Annotated in this window: 20 protein-coding genes; 12 read left to right on the top strand and 8 right to left on the bottom strand. The window is 58.5% G+C overall.

The window, feature by feature from the left end; genetic code table 11:
* Positions 1-334: 334 nt before the first annotated feature.
* The 4 genes from KTT_RS19790 (at position 335) to hutI (ending at position 6,706) form a co-directional block, all read left to right on the top strand.
* Positions 335-1,630, top strand: a complete 1,296-nt coding sequence (locus tag KTT_RS19790) for a formimidoylglutamate deiminase (protein ID WP_126597637.1) — start codon at positions 335-337, stop codon at positions 1,628-1,630.
* 213 nt (positions 1,631-1,843) lie between these two features.
* Positions 1,844-3,496 carry a urocanate hydratase gene (hutU, locus tag KTT_RS19785; protein ID WP_126597636.1) on the top strand — a complete coding sequence of 551 codons (1,653 nt, stop codon included), beginning with the start codon at positions 1,844-1,846 and terminating at the stop codon, positions 3,494-3,496.
* 355 nt (positions 3,497-3,851) lie between these two features.
* Positions 3,852-5,378, top strand: coding sequence for a histidine ammonia-lyase (gene hutH / locus KTT_RS19780; protein WP_126599756.1), 1,527 nt, complete (start codon positions 3,852-3,854; stop codon positions 5,376-5,378).
* A gap of 68 nt (positions 5,379-5,446) precedes the next feature.
* Positions 5,447-6,706 carry an imidazolonepropionase gene (gene hutI / locus KTT_RS19775; protein WP_160145991.1) on the top strand — a complete coding sequence of 420 codons (1,260 nt, stop codon included), beginning with the start codon at positions 5,447-5,449 and terminating at the stop codon, positions 6,704-6,706.
* 52 nt (positions 6,707-6,758) lie between these two features.
* Here the strand turns inward: hutI and KTT_RS19770 are convergent, their stop codons facing one another.
* Positions 6,759-7,811, bottom strand: coding sequence for a hypothetical protein (locus KTT_RS19770; RefSeq protein WP_126597634.1), 1,053 nt, complete (start codon positions 7,809-7,811; stop codon positions 6,759-6,761).
* A 7-nt stretch (positions 7,812-7,818) separates the two neighbouring features.
* Positions 7,819-8,907 (bottom strand): RNA polymerase sigma factor, encoded by a 1,089-nt coding sequence (locus tag KTT_RS19765; protein WP_160145990.1) that lies wholly within the window; start codon positions 8,905-8,907, stop codon positions 7,819-7,821.
* 125 nt (positions 8,908-9,032) lie between these two features.
* Between KTT_RS19765 and KTT_RS19760 the strand changes: the two genes are divergently transcribed.
* The gene (locus KTT_RS19760; RefSeq protein WP_126597632.1) at positions 9,033-9,293 is read left to right on the top strand and encodes a hypothetical protein; all 261 of its coding nucleotides are present in this window, start codon (positions 9,033-9,035) and stop codon (positions 9,291-9,293) included.
* Positions 9,294-9,636: 343 nt separating this feature from the next.
* A complete protein-coding gene (locus KTT_RS36200) occupies positions 9,637-10,164 on the top strand; it encodes a YceI family protein (protein WP_160145989.1) in 528 nt (175 codons plus the stop codon).
* A gap of 54 nt (positions 10,165-10,218) precedes the next feature.
* On the opposite strand, the gene KTT_RS19750 is transcribed toward KTT_RS36200, so the two are convergent.
* From KTT_RS19750 to KTT_RS19740, 3 genes are all read right to left on the bottom strand, one after another.
* The gene (locus KTT_RS19750; protein WP_126597630.1) at positions 10,219-10,836 is read right to left on the bottom strand and encodes a Tm-1-like ATP-binding domain-containing protein; all 618 of its coding nucleotides are present in this window, start codon (positions 10,834-10,836) and stop codon (positions 10,219-10,221) included.
* 451 nt (positions 10,837-11,287) lie between these two features.
* On the bottom strand, positions 11,288-11,914 hold the full coding sequence (locus KTT_RS19745; protein WP_126597629.1) for an HD domain-containing protein: 627 nt from the start codon (positions 11,912-11,914) through the stop codon (positions 11,288-11,290).
* 28 nt (positions 11,915-11,942) lie between these two features.
* Positions 11,943-12,893, bottom strand: coding sequence for a cupin domain-containing protein (locus KTT_RS19740; protein ID WP_126599754.1), 951 nt, complete (start codon positions 12,891-12,893; stop codon positions 11,943-11,945).
* A gap of 179 nt (positions 12,894-13,072) precedes the next feature.
* On the opposite strand from KTT_RS19740, the gene KTT_RS37135 reads away from it, so the two are divergent.
* Positions 13,073-13,993 (top strand): SRPBCC family protein, encoded by a 921-nt coding sequence (locus KTT_RS37135; RefSeq protein WP_235845771.1) that lies wholly within the window; start codon positions 13,073-13,075, stop codon positions 13,991-13,993.
* A 487-nt stretch (positions 13,994-14,480) separates the two neighbouring features.
* Here KTT_RS37135 and KTT_RS19725 read toward each other — a convergent pair whose 3' ends face one another.
* Positions 14,481-15,731: a phospholipase D-like domain-containing protein gene (locus KTT_RS19725; protein ID WP_218030932.1), complete on the bottom strand. Its 1,251-nt coding sequence runs from the start codon at positions 15,729-15,731 to the stop codon at positions 14,481-14,483.
* Positions 15,732-16,579: 848 nt separating this feature from the next.
* Between KTT_RS19725 and KTT_RS19720 the strand changes: the two genes are divergently transcribed.
* The 5 genes from KTT_RS19720 to KTT_RS19700 all read left to right on the top strand — a co-directional run bounded on the left by KTT_RS19720 (position 16,580) and on the right by KTT_RS19700 (position 22,674).
* Positions 16,580-16,825: a bacteriocin gene (locus KTT_RS19720; protein ID WP_126597628.1), complete on the top strand. Its 246-nt coding sequence runs from the start codon at positions 16,580-16,582 to the stop codon at positions 16,823-16,825.
* A 106-nt stretch (positions 16,826-16,931) separates the two neighbouring features.
* On the top strand, positions 16,932-17,192 hold the full coding sequence (locus KTT_RS19715) for a hypothetical protein (protein WP_218030931.1): 261 nt from the start codon (positions 16,932-16,934) through the stop codon (positions 17,190-17,192).
* A 261-nt stretch (positions 17,193-17,453) separates the two neighbouring features.
* On the top strand, positions 17,454-17,642 hold the full coding sequence (locus tag KTT_RS19710; RefSeq protein WP_126597627.1) for a hypothetical protein: 189 nt from the start codon (positions 17,454-17,456) through the stop codon (positions 17,640-17,642).
* 6 nt (positions 17,643-17,648) lie between these two features.
* Positions 17,649-19,946 (top strand): peptidase domain-containing ABC transporter, encoded by a 2,298-nt coding sequence (locus KTT_RS19705; protein WP_126597626.1) that lies wholly within the window; start codon positions 17,649-17,651, stop codon positions 19,944-19,946.
* Positions 19,947-20,439: 493 nt separating this feature from the next.
* Positions 20,440-22,674 (top strand): serine/threonine-protein kinase, encoded by a 2,235-nt coding sequence (locus KTT_RS19700; RefSeq protein WP_126597625.1) that lies wholly within the window; start codon positions 20,440-20,442, stop codon positions 22,672-22,674.
* A gap of 76 nt (positions 22,675-22,750) precedes the next feature.
* On the opposite strand, the gene KTT_RS19695 is transcribed toward KTT_RS19700, so the two are convergent.
* On the bottom strand, positions 22,751-24,601 hold the full coding sequence (locus KTT_RS19695) for a zf-HC2 domain-containing protein (protein WP_235845850.1): 1,851 nt from the start codon (positions 24,599-24,601) through the stop codon (positions 22,751-22,753).
* A gap of 8 nt (positions 24,602-24,609) precedes the next feature.
* Positions 24,610-25,248 carry an RNA polymerase sigma factor gene (locus tag KTT_RS19690; protein WP_126597623.1) on the bottom strand — a complete coding sequence of 213 codons (639 nt, stop codon included), beginning with the start codon at positions 25,246-25,248 and terminating at the stop codon, positions 24,610-24,612.
* Positions 25,249-25,587: the final 339 nt, after the last annotated feature.

The raw sequence follows: 25,587 nt of genomic DNA, 5'->3' as shown, positions 1-25,587 counted from the left end.
TTTCATCCAGTGAAAAAGAAGATGGTAGCCCCGGCAATATAGCATATGCACCTCGCGGCGTCAAATCAAGCACCACAGAAGCACCACAAGAGAACGGCGGGACCGGGGTCCGAGAATGATCAGGTGCGAGGGCAGAACATATGCGGCGCGAGGGTCCGTATGTTCGGGGAACAGGGTCGAGGGCCGGGGATAATAATCGGACGCGAGGTCCGAACTTATGGTGGGGTGTGAGTGGTTGACAGGGGCTTTTTCTTCGTGGTACATTTTCGTTGAGCGATAGTTGTTTTCATTGAGTGGAATTCAGAGTAGATAGCTACGAGTGGGGAGTTGTGCTATGAAGGGACTGGCTCCTGATTATGTCTATACGCCACAAGGGTTGCTGGCGAACCAGGTGGTGCGCGTCTCGGATGAGGGGATGATTGTGGAGGTGGTAGAGCGGGTGGAGGGGATGGAGGTGACGGAGGAGATGCCGGGGCTGGCTCTGCTGCCGGGGTTTGTCAATACGCATAGCCATGCCTTCCAGAGGGGGCTGCGCGGGCATACGCAGCGCCGGCTCTCGGTCCATGATACGTTCTGGACGTGGCGCAACGCGATGTACGCGCAGGCGCAGCGGCTGACTCCCGAGTCGATCTACGAGATCAGCCGGCAGGTGTACGGCGAGATGCTGGCGTCCGGCTATACGAGCGTGGGGGAGTTTCACTATGTGCATCACCGGCCCGATGGGCGGCCCTACGCGCATCCCAACGCGCTGGCGCAGGCGGTGGTGCAGGCGGGACGCGACGCGGGCATCCGCGTGGTGCTGCTGCTGACGGCCTACGCGCGCGGCGACTTTAAGCGGCCGCCCTCGGACGAGCAGCGCCGCTTCTGCGACGCCTCGCTGGTGGCCTATCTTGAACGAGCCGAGGCTCTGCGCATCAGCGGCATCCCCTGCGGGATCGCGCCCCATTCGGTGCGCGCCGTTCCGCCCGACTGGCTTGAGGCCATCGCCGATTACAGCCGGCAATACCAGCTCCCATTTCATATTCATGCCGATGAGCAGCGGGCCGAGATCGAACAATGCCTGGAGGCCGAGGACTGCCGGCCGATCGAGCTGCTGCGGCGCTGCTCGGCGCTGGGTCCCCTGACCACGGTGGTGCATGCCACACACGCCGATGAGCACGAGATCACCCTGCTGGCTGAAGCGGGCGCCACGGTCTGTGTCTGTCCGACCACCGAGGGTGACCTGGGTGATGGCATCGCCCCTTACGCGGAGCTGGTCCAGGCCAGTATTCCCCTCACCATCGGCTCCGACAGCAATACCCGTCTTGATCCATTTGAAGAGCTGCGCTGGGCCGAATACTCGGCGCGCATGCGCTACCAGCGCCGGCGCGTGTTGATTCCCGACGGGATAAGCGCGCCCGGCCCCCTGCTGTTCGCGTATGGCACGCGCTACGGCGCTCAGGCCCTCGGATTACAGACCGGTCTGATCGCGCCTGGACTGGCGGCCGATTTTATAGCCATCGATCTCAAGGCGCCCGCGCTGGACGGCTGGACGCCGCAGGATCTGCCGGACGTGCTCTGCTTCGGAGCCTCCGCGAACCAGGTCATCAAACAAACATGGGTACAGGGCCGGAGAGTCTGGTCGGTTTGAAGATGGGCGCCCGGGCACGGGGCCGCTGCGCGGCAAGCGCCCGCAAGGGGCGCACCTACGGGAAAATGACATCTTTGGTGGAAGGACGGCACCCGGGTACGGGGTCGCCTTCGGCTCCAAGCCGGGGCGAGCCCGGCACCTACGGCGGGAAGGTGACACATTGTTTCGACGGGAAGATGACGCATTGTTTCAACGGTGAAAGGAGACCGAGACATGGTACAGAAAACGCAGATACGCGCCCCGCGCGGGACAACCCTGAGCTGCAAGGGCTGGCAGCAAGAGGCGGCCATGCGCATGTTGATGAATAACCTGGACCCCGATGTGGCGGAGCGGCCGGAGGACCTGGTGGTCTACGGTGGCTCGGGTCGGGCCGCGCGCTCGTGGGAGGCCTACGAGGCGATCATCCGTTCGCTCAAGCAGTTGGAGAACGATGAGACCCTGCTGGTGCAGTCGGGCAAGCCGGTCGGCATCCTGCGCACGCACGCCAATGCGCCGCGCGTGTTGATCGCCAACTCGAACCTGGTGCCGCACTGGGCCAACTGGGACGAGTTCCGGCGCCTGGAGGCACTAGGTCTGACGATGTATGGGCAGATGACCGCCGGTTCCTGGATCTATATCGGCTCACAGGGCATCGTGCAGGGGACCTTTGAGACGTTCGCGGAGGCGGCGCGCCAGCATTTCGGCTCGACGCTGAAGGGGAAATTCGTGCTGACCGCCGGCCTGGGTGGCATGGGCGGTGCCCAGCCACTGGCCGTGACCATGAATGAGGGGGTCTGCCTGGCCATCGAGGTCGATGAGTCGCACATCCAGCGCCGCGTGGCGACCGGCTACTGCGACACGATCGCTTACACACTGGACGAGGCGCTGGCGCTGGTGCGCGAGGCCTGCTCGGCAGGACGACCGCTCTCCATCGGCCTGCTGGGCAACGCCGCCGAGATCCATCCCGAACTGGTGCGCCGCAACATTATTCCAGATATGGTGACCGACCAGACCTCGGCCCACGACGCCCTCAACGGCTATATCCCCGCCTGGCTAACACTGGAGGAGGCCGCGCAGCTGCGCCAGCGCGACCCCCAGGAATATATCCGGCGCGCCAGGGAATCGATGGTCACCCACGTACGCGCCATGCTAGACATGCAGAAGAGCGGCGCCATCGTCTTTGACTACGGCAACAACCTGCGCGGACAGGCCCTGGAGGCCGGTGAGACGCACGCCATGGACTTCCCCGGCTTCGTCCCCGCCTATATTCGCTCGCTCTTCTGTCGCGGCAAGGGGCCCTTCCGCTGGGTAGCGCTCTCAGGCGATCCCGAAGACATCTATCGCACTGACGAGACGCTGCTGGAACTGTTCCCCGAGGACGAACACCTCAAGCGCTGGCTGACACTGGCGCGGCAGAAGATCCAGTTCCAGGGTCTACCCGCCCGCATCTGCTGGCTCGGCTACGGCGAGCGCGACCGCGCCGGACTGGCCTTCAATGAGCTAGTGGCGAAGGGCATCGTCAAAGCACCGATCGTGATCGGGCGCGACCACCTGGATAGCGGCTCGGTGGCCTCACCGTACCGTGAGACCGAGGGCATGAAAGACGGTAGCGACGCCATCGCCGACTGGCCGCTGCTCAACGCCCTGGTCAACACCGCCTCTGGCGCCACCTGGGTCTCGCTACACCATGGTGGCGGCGTCGGCATTGGCTACTCCATGCATGCCGGGCAGGTCACGGTCGCGGACGGCACCCCCGAGGCGGCGGAGCGGCTCGCCCGCGTCCTCAGCAACGACCCCGGCATGGGCGTCATCCGCCACGTCGACGCTGGCTACGAAGAAGCATTGACACACGCGCAACAATATAATATGAAGATTCCCATGCGCTAAAAAATGATGCATTGCGCGCCTGCGGCGCGCCAAAGGAATGTGAGGTGTGCAAGTTCTGCGCGGCCGCGCAGAACTTGCACACCATAAAAATGAAGGGGAGCTGGGATGCACGGGTACGGGCCGCTTCGCGGCAAGCGCCCGCAAGGGGCGCACCTACGGGATGCGGGGATGCAAGGGGCGGCTAGCCCCTTGACTGGGGGCTCCGGGGGCTGTGCCCCCGGCCCCTCTTCTCTCCCCCGCCGCCCGTAGGGCGGCGCCCCCAGGATGGCGAACACAATACTTCTCAACGGCGAGAAAGAGTCTGACATATGTCGTCAGAAAGGACAAAACTTTGAGCGCAGATCATCATTTAGAAATGCCCACACGAGTCATTATTAACGGGCAGGCATTGAGCTTTGCCGATGTGGTGGCGGTAGCCCGGCAGCACGCGCCGGTCACCATCGGTGAGGAGGCACTGGAGAAGATCCGAACAGCCCGCATGGTCATCGACCGGCTGGCCGTGGACGATAGCAAGAAGGTCTATGGCATCACCACGGGCTTTGGACATTTGAGCAAGATGCGCATCTCCTCCGACCAACAGGTCGAACTACAGTACAACCTGATTCGCAGCCACGCGGCGGGCGTCGGCGAGCCACTCTGCGAAGAGGTGACGCGCGCCATGATGCTGCTACTGGCGGCCAGCCTGGCACGCGGCCATTCCGGCGTACATGTGGAGATCGTGCAGACGCTGGCGGACATGCTCAACGCGGGCATCTGCCCGGTGATCCCGTCGCGCGGCTCGGTGGGCGCCAGTGGCGACCTGGCTCCGCTGTCGCACGTGGCCCTGACCCTGATCGGCGAGGGCGAGGCCATTTATCAGAGCAAAAAGATGGGCGGCGCCCAGGCTCTGGAGCAAGCGGGACTCCAACCGATCAGGCTGCACACCAAAGAGGGACTGGCCCTGATCAACGGCACGCACCTGATGGAGGCCATCGCCGTGCTGGCCATCGTCGATGCGCGGGTCTTACTGCGCAGCGCCGAGGTGGCCTGTGCCATGAGCCTGGAGGGTCTGCTGGGCAGCCATGTGCCGCTGGATGAGCGCATCCACCAGCGCAGGGGGCAGGCGGGACAGATCGTGAGCGCGCGGCGGCTGCGCCAGCTGGTGCGCGAGAGCGCGCTCAACGCCAGCCACCAGAACTGCGCCCGCGTGCAGGATCCCTACACGCTGCGCTGCGCCCCACAGGTCCTGGGAGCCGTGCGCGATGCCATCGAGTACTGCGCCACCATCTTCGAGCGTGAGCTGCACGCCGTCACCGATAATCCACTTATTTTTCCCGACGAGGGCGACGTGCTCAGCGGCGGCAACTTCCACGGACAGCCGCTGGCCCTGGCCCTGGACATGCTGGCCATCACCCTGGCCCAGCTGGCCAGCTTCTCTGAGCGCCGCGTCTACAACGTCATCGGTCCCCATGACTGGGAAGAAAAAGGGTCCGAGACCACCCTCTTCCTCACGCCGCATCCCGGCCTGCACTCGGGCCTGATGATCGCGCAATACGTGGCCGCCTCGCTGGTCAACGAGATCAAGGTCCTGGCTCATCCAGCCAGCATCGACTCGATCCCGACCTCGGCCGGCATGGAAGACTTTGTCAGCATGGGCGTAACCAGCGCCCACAAGCTGCGCCGCGTCATCGAGCAGACGCGGCAGGTGCTGGCGATCGAGCTACTGTGCGCGGCGCAGCTGCTTGATTTCCGCCTGCCCCTGCTGCCTGGCTCCGGAGTGCAGCGCGCCCGCGAACTGGTGCGCGCCCATGTCGAGACCCTGACCAGAGACCGCGTGCTCTCAGGTGACATCGAGACGCTCGTCCAGCTCATCCAATCCGGCCAGGTAGCCGAAATCGAATAACATAATGCCAAAACCCATCGTAGGTGCCGGGCTTGCCCCGGCTTAAACCATCAAAGGAGATACGCGAAGTGGAACAACAGCAGTTCCAGGCCAGAGCGATAGTGCGCAATATCGGGCAGCTGGTCAGCGTAGCGCAGACGCCCATCGATGGCGCCAGCGGTCCGTTGCAGGTATTATCCAACGCGGCCATCGTCGTTGATAATGATGGCGCCATTAGCTGGATCGGACCCGATCATGAGGTCGATGCCATGCAGGTCTGCACCGATCAGCAGCCGGTGAACGTGGTGGATGCCTATGGCTGCGTGGTTACGCCGGGTTTCGTGGACTCGCACACGCACCTGGTATTCGCTGGCGACCGGGCCGAGGAGTTTCATCTGCGCCGGCAGGGTGTCGGCTACGGCGAGCTGCTGCGGCAGGGACGCGGCATCCTGACCACCATGAACGCGACGCGCAGCGCCAGCACAGAGATGCTGATGGACCTGGCCCTCAAGAGACTGGACTCGTTGCGCGCCCATGGCACGACAACGGTCGAGGTCAAGACCGGCTATGGGTTGAACATGGAAGCCGAGGAGCGCTGCCTGCGCATCATCAACGACCTGAACTGCAGTCCCTCCCTGCCGCACGAGCATATCCGGGTCGTGCCGACCTTTCTGGGCGCCCATAGCGTGCCACCCGAGTACCGCGATCGGCGCTCGGCCTACGTCGATCTGGTAGTCGAAGAGATGCTGCCCGCCTTCGCCGGGATGGCCCGCTTCTGTGATGTCTACTGCGAGCGCGAGGCCTTCTCGCTGGAGGAGTGTCGGCGCATCCTGACGCGCGCCAGAGAGCTGGGCTACCAGCTCAAGGTTCACGCCGACCAGCTCAGTCCTTCCGGCGGCAGCCAGCTGGCCGCCGAGCTAGGGGCCGTCTCGGCCGATCACCTGGACTATGCCAGCGATGCCGATCTGGAGGCCATGCGCGCCTCCGGGGTGGTCGCCACCTTGCTGCCCGGATGCTCCTACACGCTGCGCAGCCCCTATCCATCCGCCCGCCGCCTGCTCGACCACGGGCTGACGGTCGCCCTGGCCACCGACTTTAATCCGGGCACCTCGTACAGCGAGAACATGCAGATGATGCTCGGTCTAGCCATGTCCGCCATGGGCATGAGCCTGGAGGAGGCTCTGAACGCAACCACCATCAACGGTGCCCGCGCCCTGGCGCTGCAGGAGCAGGCAGGCAGTCTGGAGATCGGCAAGCGCTGCGAGCTGGCGCTGTGGTCGATCCATGACTACCACGAGATCGGCTACCACTTCGGCACCAACCTCATCCAATCCATCATGGTCCTTTGATCGGAGGCAAGCCAGGCCGGGGCAAGCCAAAAAGCCGGGGCAAGCCCGGCACCTACGATGAGGGTGATGTCATGGAGACATGATAGGTTTGTTCGAGGGTGCCGGGACGCAGGGTTGAGCGTACCATGCGCAGCAGGAACTGCTGGAAGGTTTCCCCTCGGGTGTTGTAGGCTTCCTGCCGCATGGCGGCATAGAGGCAGGCAGCGAAAACATGCATGCCCTCGTCCTCGTCGCGCCAGCGTTCACGCGCCTCGCTGCGTGCGATGCCAAACTTCTCGTTGACCAGTTGCTCCAGCGCGCGCACGCAGCTCTCCTCGATAAATCCCTTGAAGGTGTTATAGCCATAATCGGGATTGCGGCCTTCAAATGTGCGCGCCAGAAAAGGATCTGCGCACAGGGACGCGAGGCAAGCCTGGAAATCGGGGCTATGTTGGTCAAAGGGAGGATGGAACATCTCATGGACCGCAATCCTGGCCACGGTCGCGGCGGGATAACTGACATCGGTAATGAAGCGCGTCCCGGTCACCCTGATGCCGTGCGGCTGAACGTAGTAGAGCACATAGACGGTCAGCTCATCCGAGGGTAACGAGGCGCCCAGCATGGCTTCGTCCTCAACTACGATATTAAAGCGTCCCAGTTCCTCCTGTAGCTCGCGCACGCGTTGTTCGATGCGTGGCAGGACGCTGCTGCGCCAGTAACCCTCAAAATCAGTCTCTTGCAGGAAGCGCACGATGGTGGTCAGATCTGGACGCGCCGCCGTATAGAGCGCCCACCGCTCCTCCTGGTAGTAAGGGGTGCTCCGCAGACTGTGATACATCTGGTCACTATCGGCGAGGGTTCGCAACACATCGTCGAGCGTCTGGTCGGCGGTAGCGGAGAAATAGAGGCAGAGCAGCGCCGAGATAATCTGTTGTCCCTCATCCTTGACCGTGGTCTTGAGACGCCGCAGGGCCTCCTGAATCTCGGGCGTCAGGCGTTCCTGAAATGCTTCATAGTCCTGTGCATAATAACGCACATAGAAGGGATCGCCAGTCAGGATGTTGATCCAGCAGAACATGTCAAAGACGAGTGAGGGCGTGATATACCAGCGCGTCGTTGTATGCATCCTATGCTTAACCTTTCGTCGATTGAATTGAGAGTATTTCAAAGGTGTCGCGTGCAAAGAAGACCTCGTGCGTAGCCTGACTGGACACAGCCTGGTAGGCCACGCGCAGTGCCGGTCGCCCGGTAACCTCCAGTTCGCTACGCGGCAAGAGGCAGATGCGCTCGTGCTCCAGCCAGAACTGACGTCCCGGATGAAGCACGAGCGCGAGAAAGGGCAGGGAGTTCTGATTGATGGTATGGCAGTGAGAACAGCGAAGCAACAACTCCTCGTTGCCACGCTGCAACGGTGTGGTGCGTCCACAACCGGGACATGGATAGCTTGCATGCGCCAGCGAGTCGGCGTAGCGCCGCTCCAGCGTCTTCATCATCGCCTGTAGCAGGCGCTGGTAGCCGCGCACGCCCGCCGCGGGAGCCATCGTAATATATGGCCCTTCCATAGAGGAGCAGGAAGGGCAATCGAACTGCAGCAATCCCTTTGAGAAGCGTGCCCGCAAACACTGCTGCCCACAACGAGGACAGTAGAGCCGCGTTGTCTCCCAGGGTCCTCCCTGTTGAGGCGACAGGAGATAGGGGGCCACATCAGAATAGAAGTCGGTCTGCAGCAGATGGCGAAAGGCACTCTTGCCACGCTCCAGGCGCTTCTCCACTGTACGCACGGAGATGCCCAGCCTGAGAGCGCTTTCGCTGGCGGATCGTCCCTCGATGAGGTGCGCGACCAGCAGCGCGCGCGTCTCGATGGGGAGACATCCAAGAGCGCGATCGAGCAAGTAAGCCAGTTCGCGCCTCTCAACCTCCTCCTCCAACGTCATCCCTCCCAACTCGTCTATAGCCTCGGACAGGTCCAGCAGGGGTGCGCGCTGCTGGTGCAGAACCTTATGGCGCAGCCACATCCTGCATACATTGCGCGCGATAGCGGAAAGCCACCGCGGCAGAGCACGCTCATCCCGGACGGAGTGCCGATGCTCCCATGCCTCCAGCAGGATCGTCTGCAGCAGATCGTCCACCACATCCTCGCTCCTGGTCATGTACACGCACAGTCGCCTCAGCGCCGGCTGCTGCCGCAAAAGTAAGAGGTTAAATTGTTCGTCCGCCAGCATACGTGTCTCCTTTCCTGCTCCTTCCATATATGTTGCACGAGCCACTCAGAATACGACACTTTTTTGGCCAGGTGTCAAACTCTCGTTATATAGGGGAACGTGATAGCCCCCGCACGGGCGTCCGCGTGCGCGACCGTCAGACCCTGACGGTCTATGGTACAGTGAATGGAGAGATCCTGGGCAATGGGCCGCTCTGGTATCGCATCTCAGACCAGGCCAGCGCACCCCAGTACATCTATAGCGCGCTGGTCAGCACCACAAAGCCGGTGCTGGTGGTCACGACTGGACCCATCACCACGCCCGGCAAAGTCATCAAAGTCAATCTGACGGCAGTGACTTCGGTCCCGGCACCAACGTGCCGCACACCGTCAACGGAACGCAGATGACCGGTCCCACGGCTGTGTCTAGATGTCCATCGACAACTCCGCCTGGTTTTACAACTGGGCCCCCATCGGAACTCCACTGGTTATCTCCTATAGATATAGGATAGTAGCACAGTTTATAGAAAGCGCAGCAGTTCGGCAGCACAACCAATGTGCTGCCGAACTGCTGCGCTTTCAGGTGCATGTACACATACAATATATTTATGCTCCTACACCAATTCTAACTACCAGTGGTAATACTATTACTCATATAGGAACAAATAAACATCTACCTACTATACCCCATCAGCATCAGAGACGGTTCGATCGCCTCTATCGCGAGAAAAAAGGGTTAGGAGAGCATGAGATGATATTTACCATTGATCCACTGCATAGCCTGGTAGAGTTTAGCGTTCAGCATTTGAAGATCAGCCTGGTAAAGGGGCGCTTTTCTGAGGTGCATGGCATCATCAATTTAGATACCCAGCAACCGGAAAAAACGACCATTCAGGCCCAGGTCAAAGTCGACAGCATCTATACCGGTTCGGCCCAGCGCGATGCCCACCTGCGTTCGTCCGATTTTTTTAATGTCTCCAAGAATCCATATATGTTATTTGAGAGCACGCGGGTACGGTTGATTGATCAGAACCATTGCCTGGTCGATGGTAACTTCACTATGCACGGGGTCACGCGGCCGATCACCTTTCAGGTCACCTATACCGGCACCAACCGCGATCCCCTGACCGAGGCCTGGCGCATCGGGCTGTCCGGCGTCACCACCATCGACCGCCGCGATTTCGGCATGGTCTTCAATCGCCGCCTGATCGACGGCATCGCAGCTATAGGAAATGAGACCCGCATCGAGATCCACATCGAGGCCATTCAAACCTCATAAAACCCCGACCCCGCCATGCATATGTGACGAGGTCGACAGCACCACAAGATATATTTATGAGGGCAGCGATGAGGTCGAGATGATGTCTTTGGGTGGATGCGTGAGATAAGGATGCAGGCGGGCGCGGCCGGAGAGCTCAAAGTGGTCGTAAGCCTGGGCCATGGAGGCGATGGCCGCCGCCGCGTTGGTCAGAATGCGTTCCGTCACGCTATTGATGCCAGTGATGTCGGCCACTGAATACATGATGGAGATATCCATCGCGCCCACAAATGGCCGTACATCTCCGGCTGCCAGCGTCGAGACCAGGAGCTTTGGCACACCCAGGGGCAGGGCCTTCATGGCGCAGGCTGCCAGCGTAGATCCGCCACCCCCTCCGATAGCCATGATGCCGTGCAGGCGCCCACGCGCAAATAGTTCAACCACCAGCGAGGTCGCGCCCCGCGCCATCGTCCTGATGGCCGTCGCCTGATCGGCGCGTTCGAGTTGAGCGATGTCGCTATGGGCGGCGCGCGCGACCACCTCCCTTGAAATATCGGGCTGGATCTGCGGCACACCTTTGCTACCCGCGTCCATCAACGTCACCTTACATTGAGCTGCCTGAATGCAATCGCGCACATAGGCATACTCCGGTCCTTTGGTATCCAATGTTCCAAGCAGTACAACTGTCGTCATCTGTACACTTCCTTATAAAATAAGGATCAGCACGGCCGCGAGTCGGTCCGGCGATCATGACAAGGTAAGACAATGATGCATTACATCAGCAACGGCCCTACTCAGTTAACGCCCGAGAACAATCAGTTGAAAAACACTGCGGCAGCCTGTGCCGATTCCTCATCCCAGAGAAACACACAGGATGCGACAGCCTGGAAAAATATCCTACATAATAAGTATATAACATAGCTCACATTTCATACTCGCCCATGACCATCCAATCGTCCCAATGTTGTATATTATGACATATCGCCCGATTAATTTCATTTACAATACATGTATTTTAAGCACGTAGCACCCGATCAATATGGCACTCCGCGTCCGACAAACGTTGACGTGCGTGAAGAGGAAATCGGCCGCAAGGGCCGGCATCTGCGTGTGGGATGCGTGAAATCGGCCGCAAGGGCCGAACCTACGGGGATGGTGGGGTGTGGGCCAGGTCTTGGAGGACGGATTGGAGATCATGGAGGAGATAGGTGATGGATTGAAGCAAGGGCTCTGAGGGTTGCTGGGATTGCAGCGTGGAGAGGCGCTGGTGAGCGGCCTGCACGAAGGCGTTGTAGAACCAGAGCTTGTCGTCCTTGCCGGTGCTGAAGGCAGCATAGGCCCGTGTCCCTTCAAACCAGACCTGCTTGCGCAGGTCGCGCGCGTTGTGCAGCTTGTCGGCGCACTTGATTAGCAGGGCATAGGAAGAAGCTGTATGGATCTGCTGAAGATATCCCTCCTTGCGTTCGCGCCAGGGAGCTTTGGTGGGACCTCCAGTGCCGGGCTCGGTACATTCCTCGACCAGGCGTAGCACCTCATCGCCCAACTGCTCCTGGATCAGCACGCGCGTTTCAGCCCCCTGATCCTCAATCGCGTCGTGCAGCAGGGCCGCCGCCACCGCCACCTCGGGCGCACCGCTGGACATCACGATACCCGCCACCTCCATCAGGTGTCCCAGATAAGGAGTATTGGGGACCAGCGAAGCCTTACGCGTCTGTCCCGCGTGCAGTTCGGCCGCCAGATTAAAAGCACGCGTCACCAATGTATCGTGCATCGGATTTTGTTCCTTTCCATAATAATAATCAACTCACGCTATTTACTACGTCAGGGAGATAGCTTACCTCAAGTTTACGATACCTGGCTGGCGGCATGCCAATCTCTCGCTTGAAGGCTTTGCGAAACGCCACTCCTGACTCATAGCCTAGAAGCTCAGCTATCTTTTCCACCTCAACGTCATTTTTGAGCAGGCCGATCGCTTTGTGCATGCGCCAGCGGGTCAGATACTTGATAGGAGGTTCCCCCACAAGATGGGTGAAGCGGGCAGAGAAAACCGGGCGCGAGAGAGCTACCGCCGCCGCCAGTTCCTCCACCGTCCATCCATGTTCAGGCGCCTGATGGATCAAACCCAGAGCAGCACTGATAGGCTGATCACGGAGCGCCGCTAACCATCTTTTTGAGACTCCCGTTTGCTGTTCCACCCAGATGCGAATGATGTGAATGAAAAGGAGCTCGGTTAAGCGCCTGAGCATCACCTCCGTACCCAGTCGGGGTCCAGCCGTTTCGCGCATAATCAAACGCACAATCTCACTGAAGCCAGGCGCCATGTTGCCTTGTTCAGCGGGGATATGTATGACTTTTGGCAAGCTATGCAACAAAGGAAACGCTCCGGGACGCTCCAGGCGAAATGCGCCACAGAGCACAATCATCTTTGCTTCCTCGTCTATGTCCGGGGTAGCGCGATACTCACCTTGCGCGGAATATGCTACCTGTACGATGTTGGTCAGGGGTGATGTGGGTATATCACAGATCGAGTGGGCGTTGCCAAACGGGAAAAGCAGGACGCCCCCACCCTCGATACGCAGCGGCCTGGGGTCTCCCTCAATAAAAAGGTAACCGCCGCCAGAGCTGAGCAGGTGGAAGATCATATCCTGGCTGGCGGCAAAATTGTAGCGCCAGGGAGGGACAAGCGCGTTGCGCGCGGTGATCCGTCCTTTTAGTTCGAGCGCATTCAGAACGTCGGTGAGCACATCCATGGTCTTCTCCAATCGCCGTCTCTTTTGAGACGATCAGACAACTCTTTGAGATGATTTAGCATAGTTTACCACGGCATTCAAAGGTATACTCCGCGTGTACTTGCAAAAAGCAAGTGGGTCTATCCTACTGACAGGCTATTCCGAATCCTTTGAGAGAAAAAGGAAAGAAAGGAACACAAGTGAACGCACTTGACCAGCAACATTACACCGCAACCTTTTTGGTAGACCAGACGCCGGAAGAGGTCTTCAATGCAATCAACAACGTTCGTGGCTGGTGGTCACAGGCAATTGAAGGGGATACCAACAGGCTCGGTGCTGAGTTTACGTACCACTACCAGGATGTTCACCGTTCTACGATGAAGATCACCGAATTTGTGCCTGGGAAGAAAGTTGTCTGGCACGTTGTAGACAACTACTTTAACTTTGTGAAGGACAAAAGCGAGTGGACCGGGACAGACGTTGTCTTCAAAATCGCTAGAAAGGATGACAAAACAGAAGTTCACTTTACACATATCGGGCTCGTGCCTGCATATGAGTGCTACGACGTTTGCTCGAATGCCTGGGGTTCATACATAACCGGCAGTTTGCGCGACCTCATCGCTACGGGTAAAGGGCATCCAAATCCCATAGAAGACGTTGTCAACCAGGCTCGCCAGATGAGTGAGCAGCATTACACCACCTCGTTTACAGTAGACCAGTCCCCCGAAGAAGTCTTTGCAGCCATCAACAATGTTCGTGGCTGGTGGTCAGAAGAAATTGATGGAAGCACTGACACACTCGGCGCCGAGTTTACGGTCAGCCACGAGGATCAGCACCGCAGCATCCAGAAGATCACTCAACTGGTACCGGGAGAGAAAATCGTCTGGCATGTCCTGGATAGCCAGCTAACCTTCGTCAAAGAGACTGACGAGTGGACAGGTACTGACATTGTCTTTGAGATAAGCAAAAAGGGGGATAGAACCGAGCTGCATTTCACCCATGTCGGCCTGACACCTGTCTTCGCCTGCTACGGTGACTGCTCAGATGCATGGGGCTTTTATATTAACGACAGTTTGTTCAATCTTATTACGTCAGGCACAGGGAAGCCTAATGCCTCATAGTGGTGGCTCTTGCCAGGCCCCACACGCGCGGCCGCTGCGCGGCCGCGCTGGTTTTATAAGGTGGTGCAACAGGGGCGCGGATGCGCCCCTGTTGCACCACCTTATAATGGGCTGGTGTGCACCACTGCTACGCCGCACTAATTTTGTATAGTGGTGCAAGGACGGCGCGGATGCGCCCCTGTTGCACCACCTTATAATGGGCTGGTGTGCACCACTGCTACGCCGCACTAATTTTGTATAGTGGTGCAGGGGAGGCGCGGATGCGCCCCTGTTGCACCACCTTATAATGGGCTGGTGTGCACCACTGGTGCGCTGCAATCAGTTGTATAGTGGTGCAGGGGAGGCGCGGATGCGCCTCCCCTGCACCACTATACAAAACCAAGGCGGCCGCGCAGCGGACGCGAGTGCGGGGGCGCTCACGTTCCCCCATGGGGACGAGTGTCAAACACATTCCTAGAGCTGCGACCGCAGCTCTAGTTTCTCATGATTAGAAGAGCGGGCGCAGCAGATAGAGCATATACTCGCCAATCTTCCAATAGATGGGACGCCGACTCCACTGCTGTAGCGTCAGCTCATGGGAGCGGGCCGCGTCATACTCAAAGATCTTCTCCATCTCTCTGGCCGCATCCTGATTATAAAACTCGACGTTGACCTCGAAGTTGCCCACCATGCTCAGGCGATCCACATTGGCGGTCCCCACGGTGGACCACTGGCCGTCGGCGGTGGCCGTCTTGGCATGTATCATAGCATCTGCGTAGAGCAACACGCGAATGCCGTGCTTGAGACACTGGGTATAAAAGCCGTGGGAGAGCCAGTCGGCGATGATATGATTAGAGACCGCCGGAACCAGGATGCGCACATCAACACCACGCTTGACCGCTTTGATCAGGGCGTACAGGATGCCCCGGTCAGGAATAAAGTAGGCGGTGGTGAGATAAAAGCTACTCTGGGCGCGATCAATAGCCTCCAGATACATCGAACGGATCGGGAACATCAAAAGCACGGGATCGTTGCGCTGGATGGCCAGGTTATGGCTCCAGTCGCGCTTCTTTACATCGGGCAGTTCAGGCTGTTGCTTCTTTCTGTGCTCATTCCAGAAGTCGATAAAGATATTTTCGATCTCAAGCGCACCCGGACCCACCAGGCGCACATGGGTATCGCGCCAGTGCCGCGCATAGAAGTCCCCGATGTTGTAACCCCCGATGAAGCCAATCTGGCTATCGACGATCAGCAACTTGCGATGATCACGAGCATAGGTCTTGAGCTGGAAGAACCTGAATGGGAAGGAGAAAAGAGGATAGGGCAGGACCCGGATGGCGGGGTCGAATTGGAAAAAGGAGCGAGACACAACCAGGTTGGCGAACGAATCATAGATGATATAGACCTCGACGCCGCGCCGGGCCGCCTCGGTCAAAGCCTGCTTGAACTGATCGCCGATCGTATCATCTTTCCAGATAAAAGTTTCAAACAGGATGCGCTGCCGCGCATGACGAATCGCTGCCAGCATAGCCCGGTACAGATCGTTGCCGTAGGTATAGAACTGCACCTCGGTGTCCCCCACATGGACCGGCGGCTCATTGCGCAGGCTCAAGAAGTGTCCCTGCGAACGCGTATGCTTCCTGATGCTATCCATCAGCACCAGGATCAAGCTCATCAGCAGCGGCGGTAGACAGATCAGCGCCAGCAACCACGCCAGTAACCGCCGGGCAGGGATACGCTGAAAGGCTCGCCACATCATTGTCTCACCACTCCCGCATAGGATTCAAAATACCACTCCTATACATCATTATCGGCGCCACCACAAATTTTGCCATCCCGCTTCATATTTTGTACGAAGGGACGTTTCCGTGCGTGGAGAGGGAATCAGCCGCGAAGACCAATACATTCAAATTTAGCGCAGGCAACAAGAAACACGAGAGACCTCCAGCGAAGGATGTACGCGTCCTCCACACGATCATGTCCCCAGTAGGCGGCATAGGATTGCGGCTTTCTCGAGACGCTGGTGTGCCTCCCACACAGCAATCCGGCCTTGTGCATGCCGCACCCGTTCACGTACGATATCGTCCCTAAAAAGCGAGAAAAGCGGTCTTATAACCATGCAAAATTCGGCATATCGTACGTCAACAGAGCGGCATGCACAAGGCCGGATTGCTGCTTTTCAGAAGAAATACCGTATTGAAAAGACCGCAATCCTATGCCGCCTACGGGAACATGATCGTGTGAGGCGACCGTTCGTATGCGTTCATATGATGTTTCCGCTTCCAAAGGTTTACCTTTTCCCTTTTTTGCGCTAAAGCTGAAGGGACTGTCCACAAGCGTAAAGGGGGGGCATCCAAACTTATTTCTGTAATTATATGTGCTAAAAGCAGAGCAGTTTATTAATAGTGCATAGTTTCACAGTGTAATTGTGAAGTGCAACATTGTTAGCTCGCTTGCTTTCGGCTAAACTACTCCCATAAGATACTTCTCAATTGAGAATGTCTCTCCCAGTACATAAACAACTTAATAAAGTCAGCTAATGAATGTAGATCACCTGCATACACGACTATCCCGTTTGAAAGTAGAGCCTGTGCAGGAGTAACAAAAATGATGCAGAAAGGAAAAAACACCATGCTGAACAAGAATAACGCAGAAAGCAACGCAGTTGAGCTACAGGGAATGATTGAATTGAACGAGCAGGAGCTGGCGGCCATCAGCGGAGGTTGGGGTGGTTACGATGATGGTGATTTTGATGAAGGCTACGGCAGCAGCAGGCGCTCATTTGAAAAGATCGTGGTCATCAAGCGCCGGTTCTCGCGCCGCCACTTTGATTACGACGACTTCGACGACTAATAGCGGTCACATTCGTAGGAACACTTCCATTTATAGGCGTCAATTTTTTCAATTTCCAGTGAACAGAGCCAATACATCAATCAATGCAAATGAAAGGAACAACACGATGAAGTTCAACAACATTTTTTCCACATCTAACGTACGCAACGATGAGCAGCAGCCACTTACTACTGTAGAATCAATAGAAAAGAATGTCGAGTTGAATGAAGAGGAACTGCAAGCAGTCAATGGCGGTTACGGCAGACACTTCCGCCACTATCGCCGCCATCGTCACCACCGTGGTTACGGCTATGGTTACGGTTGGGGCTGGGGCTGGGGCGATGGCTGCTACGGCGATGAGGACTATGGCGACGACGATGACTTCTAAAAAGCACGCGAATGTAAAGATAGATGTTCTTCATAAAAAGTGCAATGTAGCTGTATAACAACCAGGTGTATGGAGATTCCTTTGGCAGGGACGCCTCCATGCACCTCCTATTATTTTTAGAGCGTGTCTGACCACCGTCTTTTCAAAGGCCGCATTAATCTTATGAGTTGGTACAGCAGGGGTGTAACTGCGCCCCTGCTGTACCAACTGACCAATAACTAACTTCTCTATATATAAGTTTATGCAGAAAGGAACTTTGTGATGGTACATCAGCGTCGACCTATCTTCCGGCAGCAAGCCATGCAACACTATGTACAGAAGAGAGAAAAAGATGTCCTACCACGTTTTGTATCGCCGCTGTTATTGCTCTGGCTCTGGATCCTACTATTCCAGCTCACCCTGGTCGGGATGCTGATCTATACAACGCTAACACCATCCGCCGGGAGGTAATACTATATGAATCATATGCAGGTCATTGGCGGGGACAATCGAGAAGTGGTGGCGCAAGTTACGCAGGATGAGCATTCCAGGCGGCCCGCGCCCATGGTGAGATACATCCAGGTACTGTGGCTGACCATCGCGGGGCTGTGCCACAGGATGCTACGGCGTCGGGTGCCGGTGCTGCTGCAGATGAACGCCGTCGAGTGTGGAGCCGCCTGCCTGGCCATGATCCTGAGCTATCATGGCCGCAAGACCAGCAGCGCCGAGATCAGCGACCAGGCTGGCCTGGGTCGCGATGGCCTCTCGGCGCTTGAGATCGTGAAGACCGCCCGCCAGTACGGATTGCGCGTCCGGCCCATCTCGCTGCGGGACAACGATTTTCGCGCAGTCTCGCTGCCGGCCATCGTCCACTGGCAGTTCAACCATTTCGTGATCGTCGAACGATGGGGTACGCGCAGCGTCGACATCGTCGATCCCGCCACGGGGCGCCGGCGCGTCTCCAGCGCGGAATTCGAGGAAAACTTTACCGGCGTCGTCATTATGCTGGAGCCGGGGACACAATTTGTGCGCCACACCACCAGCGCACGGGTCACTTTATACGGCTATGCGAAACACTACGTGCGCCGCGCGCCCATCATCCTGCTGCAGATCGCCGCCGCGACCCTGCTCCTGCAGGGACTGGGACTGGCCCTGCCGCTGGCGACCGGTTTTGTCATCGACGCGGTCATCCCTCACGGGCAGGTGAGCCTGCTGCTGCTGCTGGGCGCGGCGGCCATCGTCGTCGTGATCGCCGAGTTCGTCACCTCGTTGCTGCGCACAATCCTGCTAACCTACCTGCAGACACGCATCGACCTGACGATGCTGCCCAACTTCTTTGAGCACATGCTCTCGCTCCCACACAGCTTCTTCCAGAAGCGCAGCAGCGGCGACATCATGGCCCGCGTCAGCAGTAACGCCTCGGTGCGCGAGATCGTCAGCAACCAGTTGATCTCGACCTGCCTGGATAGCTGCACCATCATCATCTCACTGGTCATCCTGTTCTGCTACTCTACGCTGTTTGGCGCCGCCGTGCTAGCGATCGGCCTGCTCCAGGTCCTGCTGCTGTTGTGTACCAACCGCAGGATGCGCACGCTCGCGCGCCAGGATCTGGAGAGCGCGGGCAGGCTGCAGGGCTACGTGGGCGAGATGCTCACCGGCATCGGCAGCATCAAGGCCGCCGGCGCCGAGCAGCGCGCCTTCGAGCAATGGTCAAATCTCTTTGTCGACCAGCTCAACATCTCGATCCGCCGCACCTACTTCAGCTCGGCTATCGCGACCTGCCTGGTCAGTCTGCAGGCCCTGGCCCCGCTGGCGCTGCTGTGGCTGGGCGCCCAGCAGGTCATGAGCCACCACCTGCTGCTCGGCGCCATGGTCGGATTGAGCACGCTGGGCGCCTACGTGTTATCGCCGCTCTCATCCCTGGTGCGCAGCGCCCAGCAGATCCAGCTGGTCAATTCGCACCTCGAACGCATCGCCGATGTACTCGACGCCCGGCCGGAGCAGAACGTGCAGACCGTGCAGCAGCCGCCACGATTGAGCGGTCGCGTCAGCCTCGACCATGTCGGCTTCCGCTACGACGCGCACGCCCCCCACATCCTCAAAGACATCTCGCTACACATTCAGCCACGGCAGAAGATCGCCATCGTCGGGCGCACCGGATCGGGCAAGAGTACTCTCGGCAAGCTGCTGCTGGGACTTATCATCCCGAACCAGGGCGAGATCAGCTACGACGGCATCCCGCTGCGCTTCCTGAACTACCAGGCGGTGCGCGCCCAGTTCGGCGTGGTCATGCAGGACGCCAGCGTCTTCAGCGGCACGATCCGTCAGAATATCGCCTTTAACGCGCCCGGCATCAGCATAGAGGCCGTGATGCAGGCCGCGCGGCTGGCCGATCTGCACGAGGACATCCAGAAGATGCCCATGGGCTATGAGACGTTCGTCTCTGAGGGCGGAAGCGCCCTCTCGGGTGGGCAAAGACAGCGACTGGCACTGGCCCGTGCCCTGGCCAGCCATCCGGCGATCCTGCTGCTGGACGAGGCCACCAGCGCCCTCGACGTGGTCACCGAGCAGCACGTCGAACGCAATCTGCGCGCCCTGCCCTGCACCCAGATCATCATCGCCCACCGCCTGAGCACCATCCGCAACGCCGACCAGATCCTCGTCCTCGACGACGGACGCCTGATCGAGCAGGGCACCCATCAGCAGCTCCTACAGAGGGACAGCTACTACGCCCGGCTGATCCAGAACCAGCTCGCCAGCGGCGAGATCGCATAAAGCATCGTCTCCTACCGCGTGTTCGGGCCTCGTCCCCCTCACACGAACATGTTTCCCTGTAGGCGGCATAGGATTGCGGCAAGGATGGCACGCAGGACGCATGAGAAGCAGCAATCCGGCCTTGTGCATGCCGCGCCCATTCACGTACGATACCGTTGTTAAAAAGCGAGAAATTCGGCCGTATAATCATACATAAATCAACATATCGTACGTCAGCAGAGCGTCATGCACAAGGCCGGATTGCTGCTTTTCAGAAGAAATACAAATCGAAAAGGCCGCAATCCTATGCCGCCTACAGGGAAATGGGTATATGAGGGTGCGGGGTCGCTTCGCGGCAAAGCCGGGGCGAGCCCGGCACCTACGGGAGGGCGGATACGGGGCCGGGTCCGGAGCGGCCATGTATGAGGTTAAAGCTTGACGTACTTGCTTCATTTCTTTACAATTGGGCCAGAAGACATGCTGCGGGCTGACAAGCGCAGAAAAAGGAGCAAGGATGGTGGATCGCATCGGGCAGCGACTGGGGAATTATACACTAGTGCAACTGCTAGGCCAGGGCGGCTTCGCCGAGGTCTATCTCGGGGAGCACCTCTACCTGAAGTCACAGGCTGCCATTAAGATCTTACAGGCACGACTATCTGGTTCAGACGATTCAGATAGTTTCTTAAAAGAGGCACAGACGATTGCACGTCTATCGCACCCCAATATTGTGCGTGTGCTAGATTTCGGGATCGAGGGTGAGACGCCCTATCTGGTAATGGACTATGCTCCCAATGGAACGCTGCGCCAGCGGCATGCACGGGGCGTGGCTCTACCCCTTACAACCGTCATTCCCTATGTGACGCAGGTGGCGGATGCGCTCCAGTACGCCCACGATGAGCATATCATTCACCGGGATGTGAAGCCGGAGAACATGCTGGTCGGCAGGCGCAACGAGATCCTGTTGAGCGATTTCGGCATCGCGCTGGTGGCGCAGAGCTCACGCTATCAGGGGACGCAGGATGTGATCGGCACGGTGGCCTATATGTCGCCCGAGCAGATCCAGGGCAAGCCCCGACCAGCCAGCGACCAGTATTCACTGGCCGTCGTCGTCTACGAGTGGCTGACCGGCGATCGTCCCTTCCATGGCTCGTTCACCGAGATGTGCACGCAGCATATGTTCGCGGCCCCACCTCCCATCCGAGAGAAGCTGCCGCAGATCGCGCCGGAAGTCGAGCGCGTGCTCATGCAGGCCCTCGACAAAGATCCCAAGAAGCGCTTTGAGAGCGTCAAAGCATTCGCCAACGCGCTGGCACAGGCGGCCCAATCCAATCCGACCGGTTTGATACCGGGCGCGGGCATGCCATCGAGTCCATACAGCACGGTCGCCATGCAGTCGGGCACGCAGACGCCGCCACAGACGCCAAACGCGAGCGGCGTGCCACCGGCAGCCTTTACAGGTCTGATGTCGCAACCTTTCAATTCCGGCAGCGGCAGTCAGCCCAACAATACAAATAATCCCTATGCCACCCAACAACAACAGAATAGCCAGACCAACAATCAGTATGGCACTCAGCAGATGGGGACACGGCAAGACGGCCCGGCCAGCAAGACGAATAATCCCTATACTACCCAGCAGCAGCAGAATAGTGGCATGGCTGCAAGCGGACGGGAGAATGTCGGCAATCAGCCGGGGAACCAGGGGCAGGCGCCAACGATGCATTCGGATCGCACAGAACTGCAGACCAGCATGCCCCAGTCCCAACAGCCCAATAATGCCTATCCGCAACAGCAACAGCAGCAACCCAATCAGCCTGGGCAGCAGAAGATGTTCCTGCACGGGAACAACCCTCCTCAGGGTGGACCCCAGAATGGGCCGCGTCCACCGATGCAGGGCAATCCACAGCAGCGGCCCCCGCAGCAGCCGTATCCACCGATGCAGCGACCCCCACAGCAGCCACCCAATCAGCCTGGTGACTATAACAATAGGCCGCAGCAGGGCTATCAGCAGCAGCACCGGGGACCGCAGGGAAGCTATGGCAACCAGGCTCCCTATCGGCAGCAGGAACCACCGATGCAGCAGCAGCAACAATATCGTCCGCAACAATCGTATAGCGCACCCGAGCGCGATTACGACGAGCCGCCAGCGCCGCGTCCCTCCTACGCGGATGAGCGTGGACAGAGGGAATCGATGGCCGAGTGGCTGGGGCCTTTGAACGCCTGGAAGTGGCCGATCCTGGCCACCGTCGTCGGTATTATCCTGTTCTGCTTCCTGCATAGCTTCCGGCCGATCATCTACGGCCGCAGCATCCCGATCCTGCTGGTGCTGCCACTCTTCTTCGGCGCCTCATTTGGTCCGATCGTGGGCATCCTGGTGGGGGCGGGCGGAGCGATGGTTGCCGACTTCATGTACCGCAGCAACGACACGCTGACGAACACCCTGTTCCATAACGTCAACTTTGGGCCACAGTACCACGCATGGTGGTTCCCGATGGCCTTCTACGGCATCGCCGGACTGATTGCCGGGCTCAGCATGCTGCGCCGCCGCAAGTTCCCCAGCATCGGCTCATCGATCCGCGCCTGCCTGCTAGCGACGATCACCATGGCCATCGTCGTCGGATTCATCATCTACAACGCCAGAGAATGGCGCCTCTTCCCCGAAATCGGCCTGATCGTCCTGATCAACATCGTCATCAGCCTGGTCATCCTGATCGTCTACAGCATCATGGGTCGCCTGATCGATCCCGCCTAGAAAGCAAACGAGCAGGGGGCACAGCCGGTAGCGGCTGTGTCCCCTGCTTTGTTGTAGGTAATACCAGCAGTACGATCTATAAAGAGGTCCACCCCAGGGCATACTGATAGGTACCGTTGTCCTGTGGGACCGCCGTCAGGGTGCCGCCCGCTTTGGAGGAGCCGTAGGCGATCTCAGGCGTGGTCCCCGAAGCTGAGGGCCAGTTAGAGACCACGAACATGCTGCCATCAGCGGAGGTAGCTACCGTACCATTGCCAATATTCATGAAATTGGGAGATGAATTCCAGTTACCAGGCGCGCTGGCAAGCTGGATCGCGCCACCGCCATCGGTCTTCACCAGCCACAGTTCACGCCTGCTCGCCGCGGGATTGCTGGCGATCACCAGCAGATTTGTGCCGCCCACGCTGAAGTCATTCAGGAGCAGTTGCGGCTTCTTAAACAACACCTGTGGCGACTTCCAGTCGGTTGAAAGGCGTTCGATCTCCGACATGCCTGCCTGATTAGTACCACATGTCGCCCCCGAACAGGAGGATGCAAGCAGGTAGATGTTTGAGCTATCAGCACGTCCCTGTACATACTGCTGTGTGCTGACCAGAGGCAATGCACTGAGGGCCTGATGTGTACCATTGTTGAGATCAAACAGGTAGGTATGGAAGGGGGCTGAACCAAGCGAATACGACAGGTACAACTGTGTGGGCGAACCCCAGAAGCTGGGGCGTGGAATGTATCCGGGAGGGGTGGTTTGCGGGGGAACATCGACCGCATCCAGATACTGCCCGGTTGTAGTGTTGATCAGATGGATCGTATCAGCGACACCAAGAGCCTGAATAGGATCGTCAAAGGCGATCCACTTTTTATCGGGCGACCACGTCAGGCTGGCCAGCTCACCACAAAAGAGCGTCTGCGCCCCCTGCCCATCGACGCGCACCATACGCAATTGGACATTCGCATTGTCGCCAGGCTTTGTAGTATCGAACAGCGATAACAATACCCATTGTCCATCAGAAGACAGAAAACTGGATCTGACTATATATGGGCTGGGAACGGCGTAAATCTCACTGCTCTGATGCGATACGGTATCGTAGCGCATGATGCGATTCGCGCTGGCCAGATTATTCATATCCTGAGCGATATAGACAATCTGCGGATGTGGACCCTGGGCCAGGGGAGCCGTCACCATGGCACGCGCCGTGCTGGGAGCGGGACAGCTCGTTTGCGTCGCTGGCACCGGTTGCGTGACATTGGTAGCGGTCGGCGACGGCGTTGGGGTGGCAGGAGCGGTCCGCGAGGGGGTCGCGGTCGCAGCAGGAACCGGGTAGTGCGGCGGCCGCGGATTATTATTGTGGCTACTGACTAGCAGCGATCTTAAGCTAAAGAAGCTACCGACGATAACAGCCACCACCAGGACCGCCACCAGCGTAATCCAGAGAGACGTGTTTGTCTGGCGTTTTACATACATGTGTTGTTGCATAGCAGGCATCCTTTTTTGAGCATAGGCATTTGGGTCAGGTACATTTTTCAATCTATAATCTTTTGTGCTATTGTGTTGATCGCGCACATCCTGTCTTTGCGCGATTTCTGTATCCATAACGCCTGAAGCATCAAAAAGCGGACGCATCGGGGCGATATTTTCCTCATGCCGCCGATTTTCCGCTGGCAACAATTGAAAGGCGGCAGATTGCAAGGCCGACGGCTCGTTGAGTCCCCCCAGTATGGTATCGGCCAGAGAAGACGCGGCGGCTGGCGGCGCGCCGTCTCTCAGGGTCGCCATCAGACGACGGACGTGTTCAATCTCAGCTATATCCTGCTGGCAATGCGGGCAGGTACGTACATGCAATTCAACACGGGATCTCATGTGCTCGCTGAGTTCGGCGGAAACGTAATCACCCAGAAGGGCATTGGCCTCCTCATGGGTTAAAGCCTGCATATCACTCACTAGCACACCTCCGTATCCAACAACCTGTACGCCTTGCGCAGAGCGATCAGCGCACGCGACACGCGCTTGCGCACGGCCTCGCTGCTCATGCCGAGGCGAGCCGCGATCTCGCCATAACGCTCCCCGCTGACATAGTGCAGCACCAGGCAGGCCGCGTCGTCCTCATCCAGCGTGCTGAGCGCGGCGCGCAGCAGTTCGCGCGCGATCGAGCTATCTTCAAACGAGGACTGCCGGGCGCCCTGTTCAAATGGCGTCTCCCTGTTTTCGGAGCGATTAACAGCCGGACCATGCATCCGCCTGCGTACCTCCTGTTTGCGTAACAGGGAAAGCGCGCGATTGGTCGCGATCCGATAGAGCCACGGTGCCAGCAATCCGGCCCCATATCCGGCATGTCCGGACGCTTCAGCGCCGGCATTAGCGGGCGGCTTCCAATGCGGGAGGGTTTGATAGACGGCGATAAATGTTTCCTGCGCGATATCACAGGCATTCTCCTTATCGCCCCCCAGCATCTGTGTCAGGTAGGCAATCAGCCGGCCCTCATACAAAACCACCAGATAGCGAAAAGCCTCGGCATCACCATGAGTGACCCGCTCAATCAATGCCAGCTCCCCATCGCTATCTGATACTTGTTGCTCCATACACCCTGGTCGCTCCTTCTCATCTTTGTGTGGACAAAGAAAGTATCCCGGTTCTATAACGCCTCATCCATAAAAAAGCGGACACGTATGTTCGGACACGTATCCACGTGGCCCGAAAATGGGGCATGGGCGGTAATCGGACGCGAGGCCCAATACGTTCAATTTTAGCGCAGGCAATAGGAAACGCGAGAGGTCCAGCGGAGCATCGAAACGTTCCTTGACACGAAGAGGTATCCCTGTAGGCGGCATAGGATTGCGGCCTTCCCAATACGGTATTTCTTCTGAAAAGCAGCAATCCGGCCTTGTGCATGCCGCACCAGTTCACGTATGATATGCCCC

Source organism: Dictyobacter aurantiacus (assembly GCF_003967515.1).
GTDB classification, from domain to species: Bacteria; Chloroflexota; Ktedonobacteria; order Ktedonobacterales; family Ktedonobacteraceae; genus Dictyobacter; species Dictyobacter aurantiacus.
This window is presented reverse-complemented; position numbering and strand designations above follow the sequence as displayed.

What these genes read in the sequence shown, in the direction of transcription:
- KTT_RS19745 (WP_126597629.1), bottom strand. Translation starts at nt 11,914, where the DNA reads ATGCACGATACATTGGTGACGCGTGCTTTTAATCTGGCGGCCGAACTG.
- KTT_RS19705 (WP_126597626.1), top strand. Translation starts at nt 17,649, where the DNA reads ATGAATCATATGCAGGTCATTGGCGGGGACAATCGAGAAGTGGTGGCG.
- KTT_RS19690 (WP_126597623.1), bottom strand. Translation starts at nt 25,248, where the DNA reads ATGGAGCAACAAGTATCAGATAGCGATGGGGAGCTGGCATTGATTGAG.
- KTT_RS19720 (WP_126597628.1), top strand. Translation starts at nt 16,580, where the DNA reads ATGATGCAGAAAGGAAAAAACACCATGCTGAACAAGAATAACGCAGAA.
- KTT_RS19765 (WP_160145990.1), bottom strand. Translation starts at nt 8,907, where the DNA reads ATGCTGGCGGACGAACAATTTAACCTCTTACTTTTGCGGCAGCAGCCG.
- KTT_RS19715 (WP_218030931.1), top strand. Translation starts at nt 16,932, where the DNA reads ATGAAGTTCAACAACATTTTTTCCACATCTAACGTACGCAACGATGAG.
- KTT_RS19770 (WP_126597634.1), bottom strand. Translation starts at nt 7,811, where the DNA reads ATGCATACAACGACGCGCTGGTATATCACGCCCTCACTCGTCTTTGAC.
- hutH (WP_126599756.1), top strand. Translation starts at nt 3,852, where the DNA reads ATGCCCACACGAGTCATTATTAACGGGCAGGCATTGAGCTTTGCCGAT.
- KTT_RS19725 (WP_218030932.1), bottom strand. Translation starts at nt 15,731, where the DNA reads ATGATGTGGCGAGCCTTTCAGCGTATCCCTGCCCGGCGGTTACTGGCG.
- KTT_RS19700 (WP_126597625.1), top strand. Translation starts at nt 20,440, where the DNA reads ATGGTGGATCGCATCGGGCAGCGACTGGGGAATTATACACTAGTGCAA.
- hutU (WP_126597636.1), top strand. Translation starts at nt 1,844, where the DNA reads ATGGTACAGAAAACGCAGATACGCGCCCCGCGCGGGACAACCCTGAGC.
- KTT_RS19710 (WP_126597627.1), top strand. Translation starts at nt 17,454, where the DNA reads ATGGTACATCAGCGTCGACCTATCTTCCGGCAGCAAGCCATGCAACAC.
- KTT_RS19740 (WP_126599754.1), bottom strand. Translation starts at nt 12,893, where the DNA reads ATGGATGTGCTCACCGACGTTCTGAATGCGCTCGAACTAAAAGGACGG.
- KTT_RS19790 (WP_126597637.1), top strand. Translation starts at nt 335, where the DNA reads ATGAAGGGACTGGCTCCTGATTATGTCTATACGCCACAAGGGTTGCTG.
- KTT_RS36200 (WP_160145989.1), top strand. Translation starts at nt 9,637, where the DNA reads ATGATATTTACCATTGATCCACTGCATAGCCTGGTAGAGTTTAGCGTT.
- KTT_RS19750 (WP_126597630.1), bottom strand. Translation starts at nt 10,836, where the DNA reads ATGACGACAGTTGTACTGCTTGGAACATTGGATACCAAAGGACCGGAG.
- KTT_RS19695 (WP_235845850.1), bottom strand. Translation starts at nt 24,601, where the DNA reads ATGCAGGCTTTAACCCATGAGGAGGCCAATGCCCTTCTGGGTGATTAC.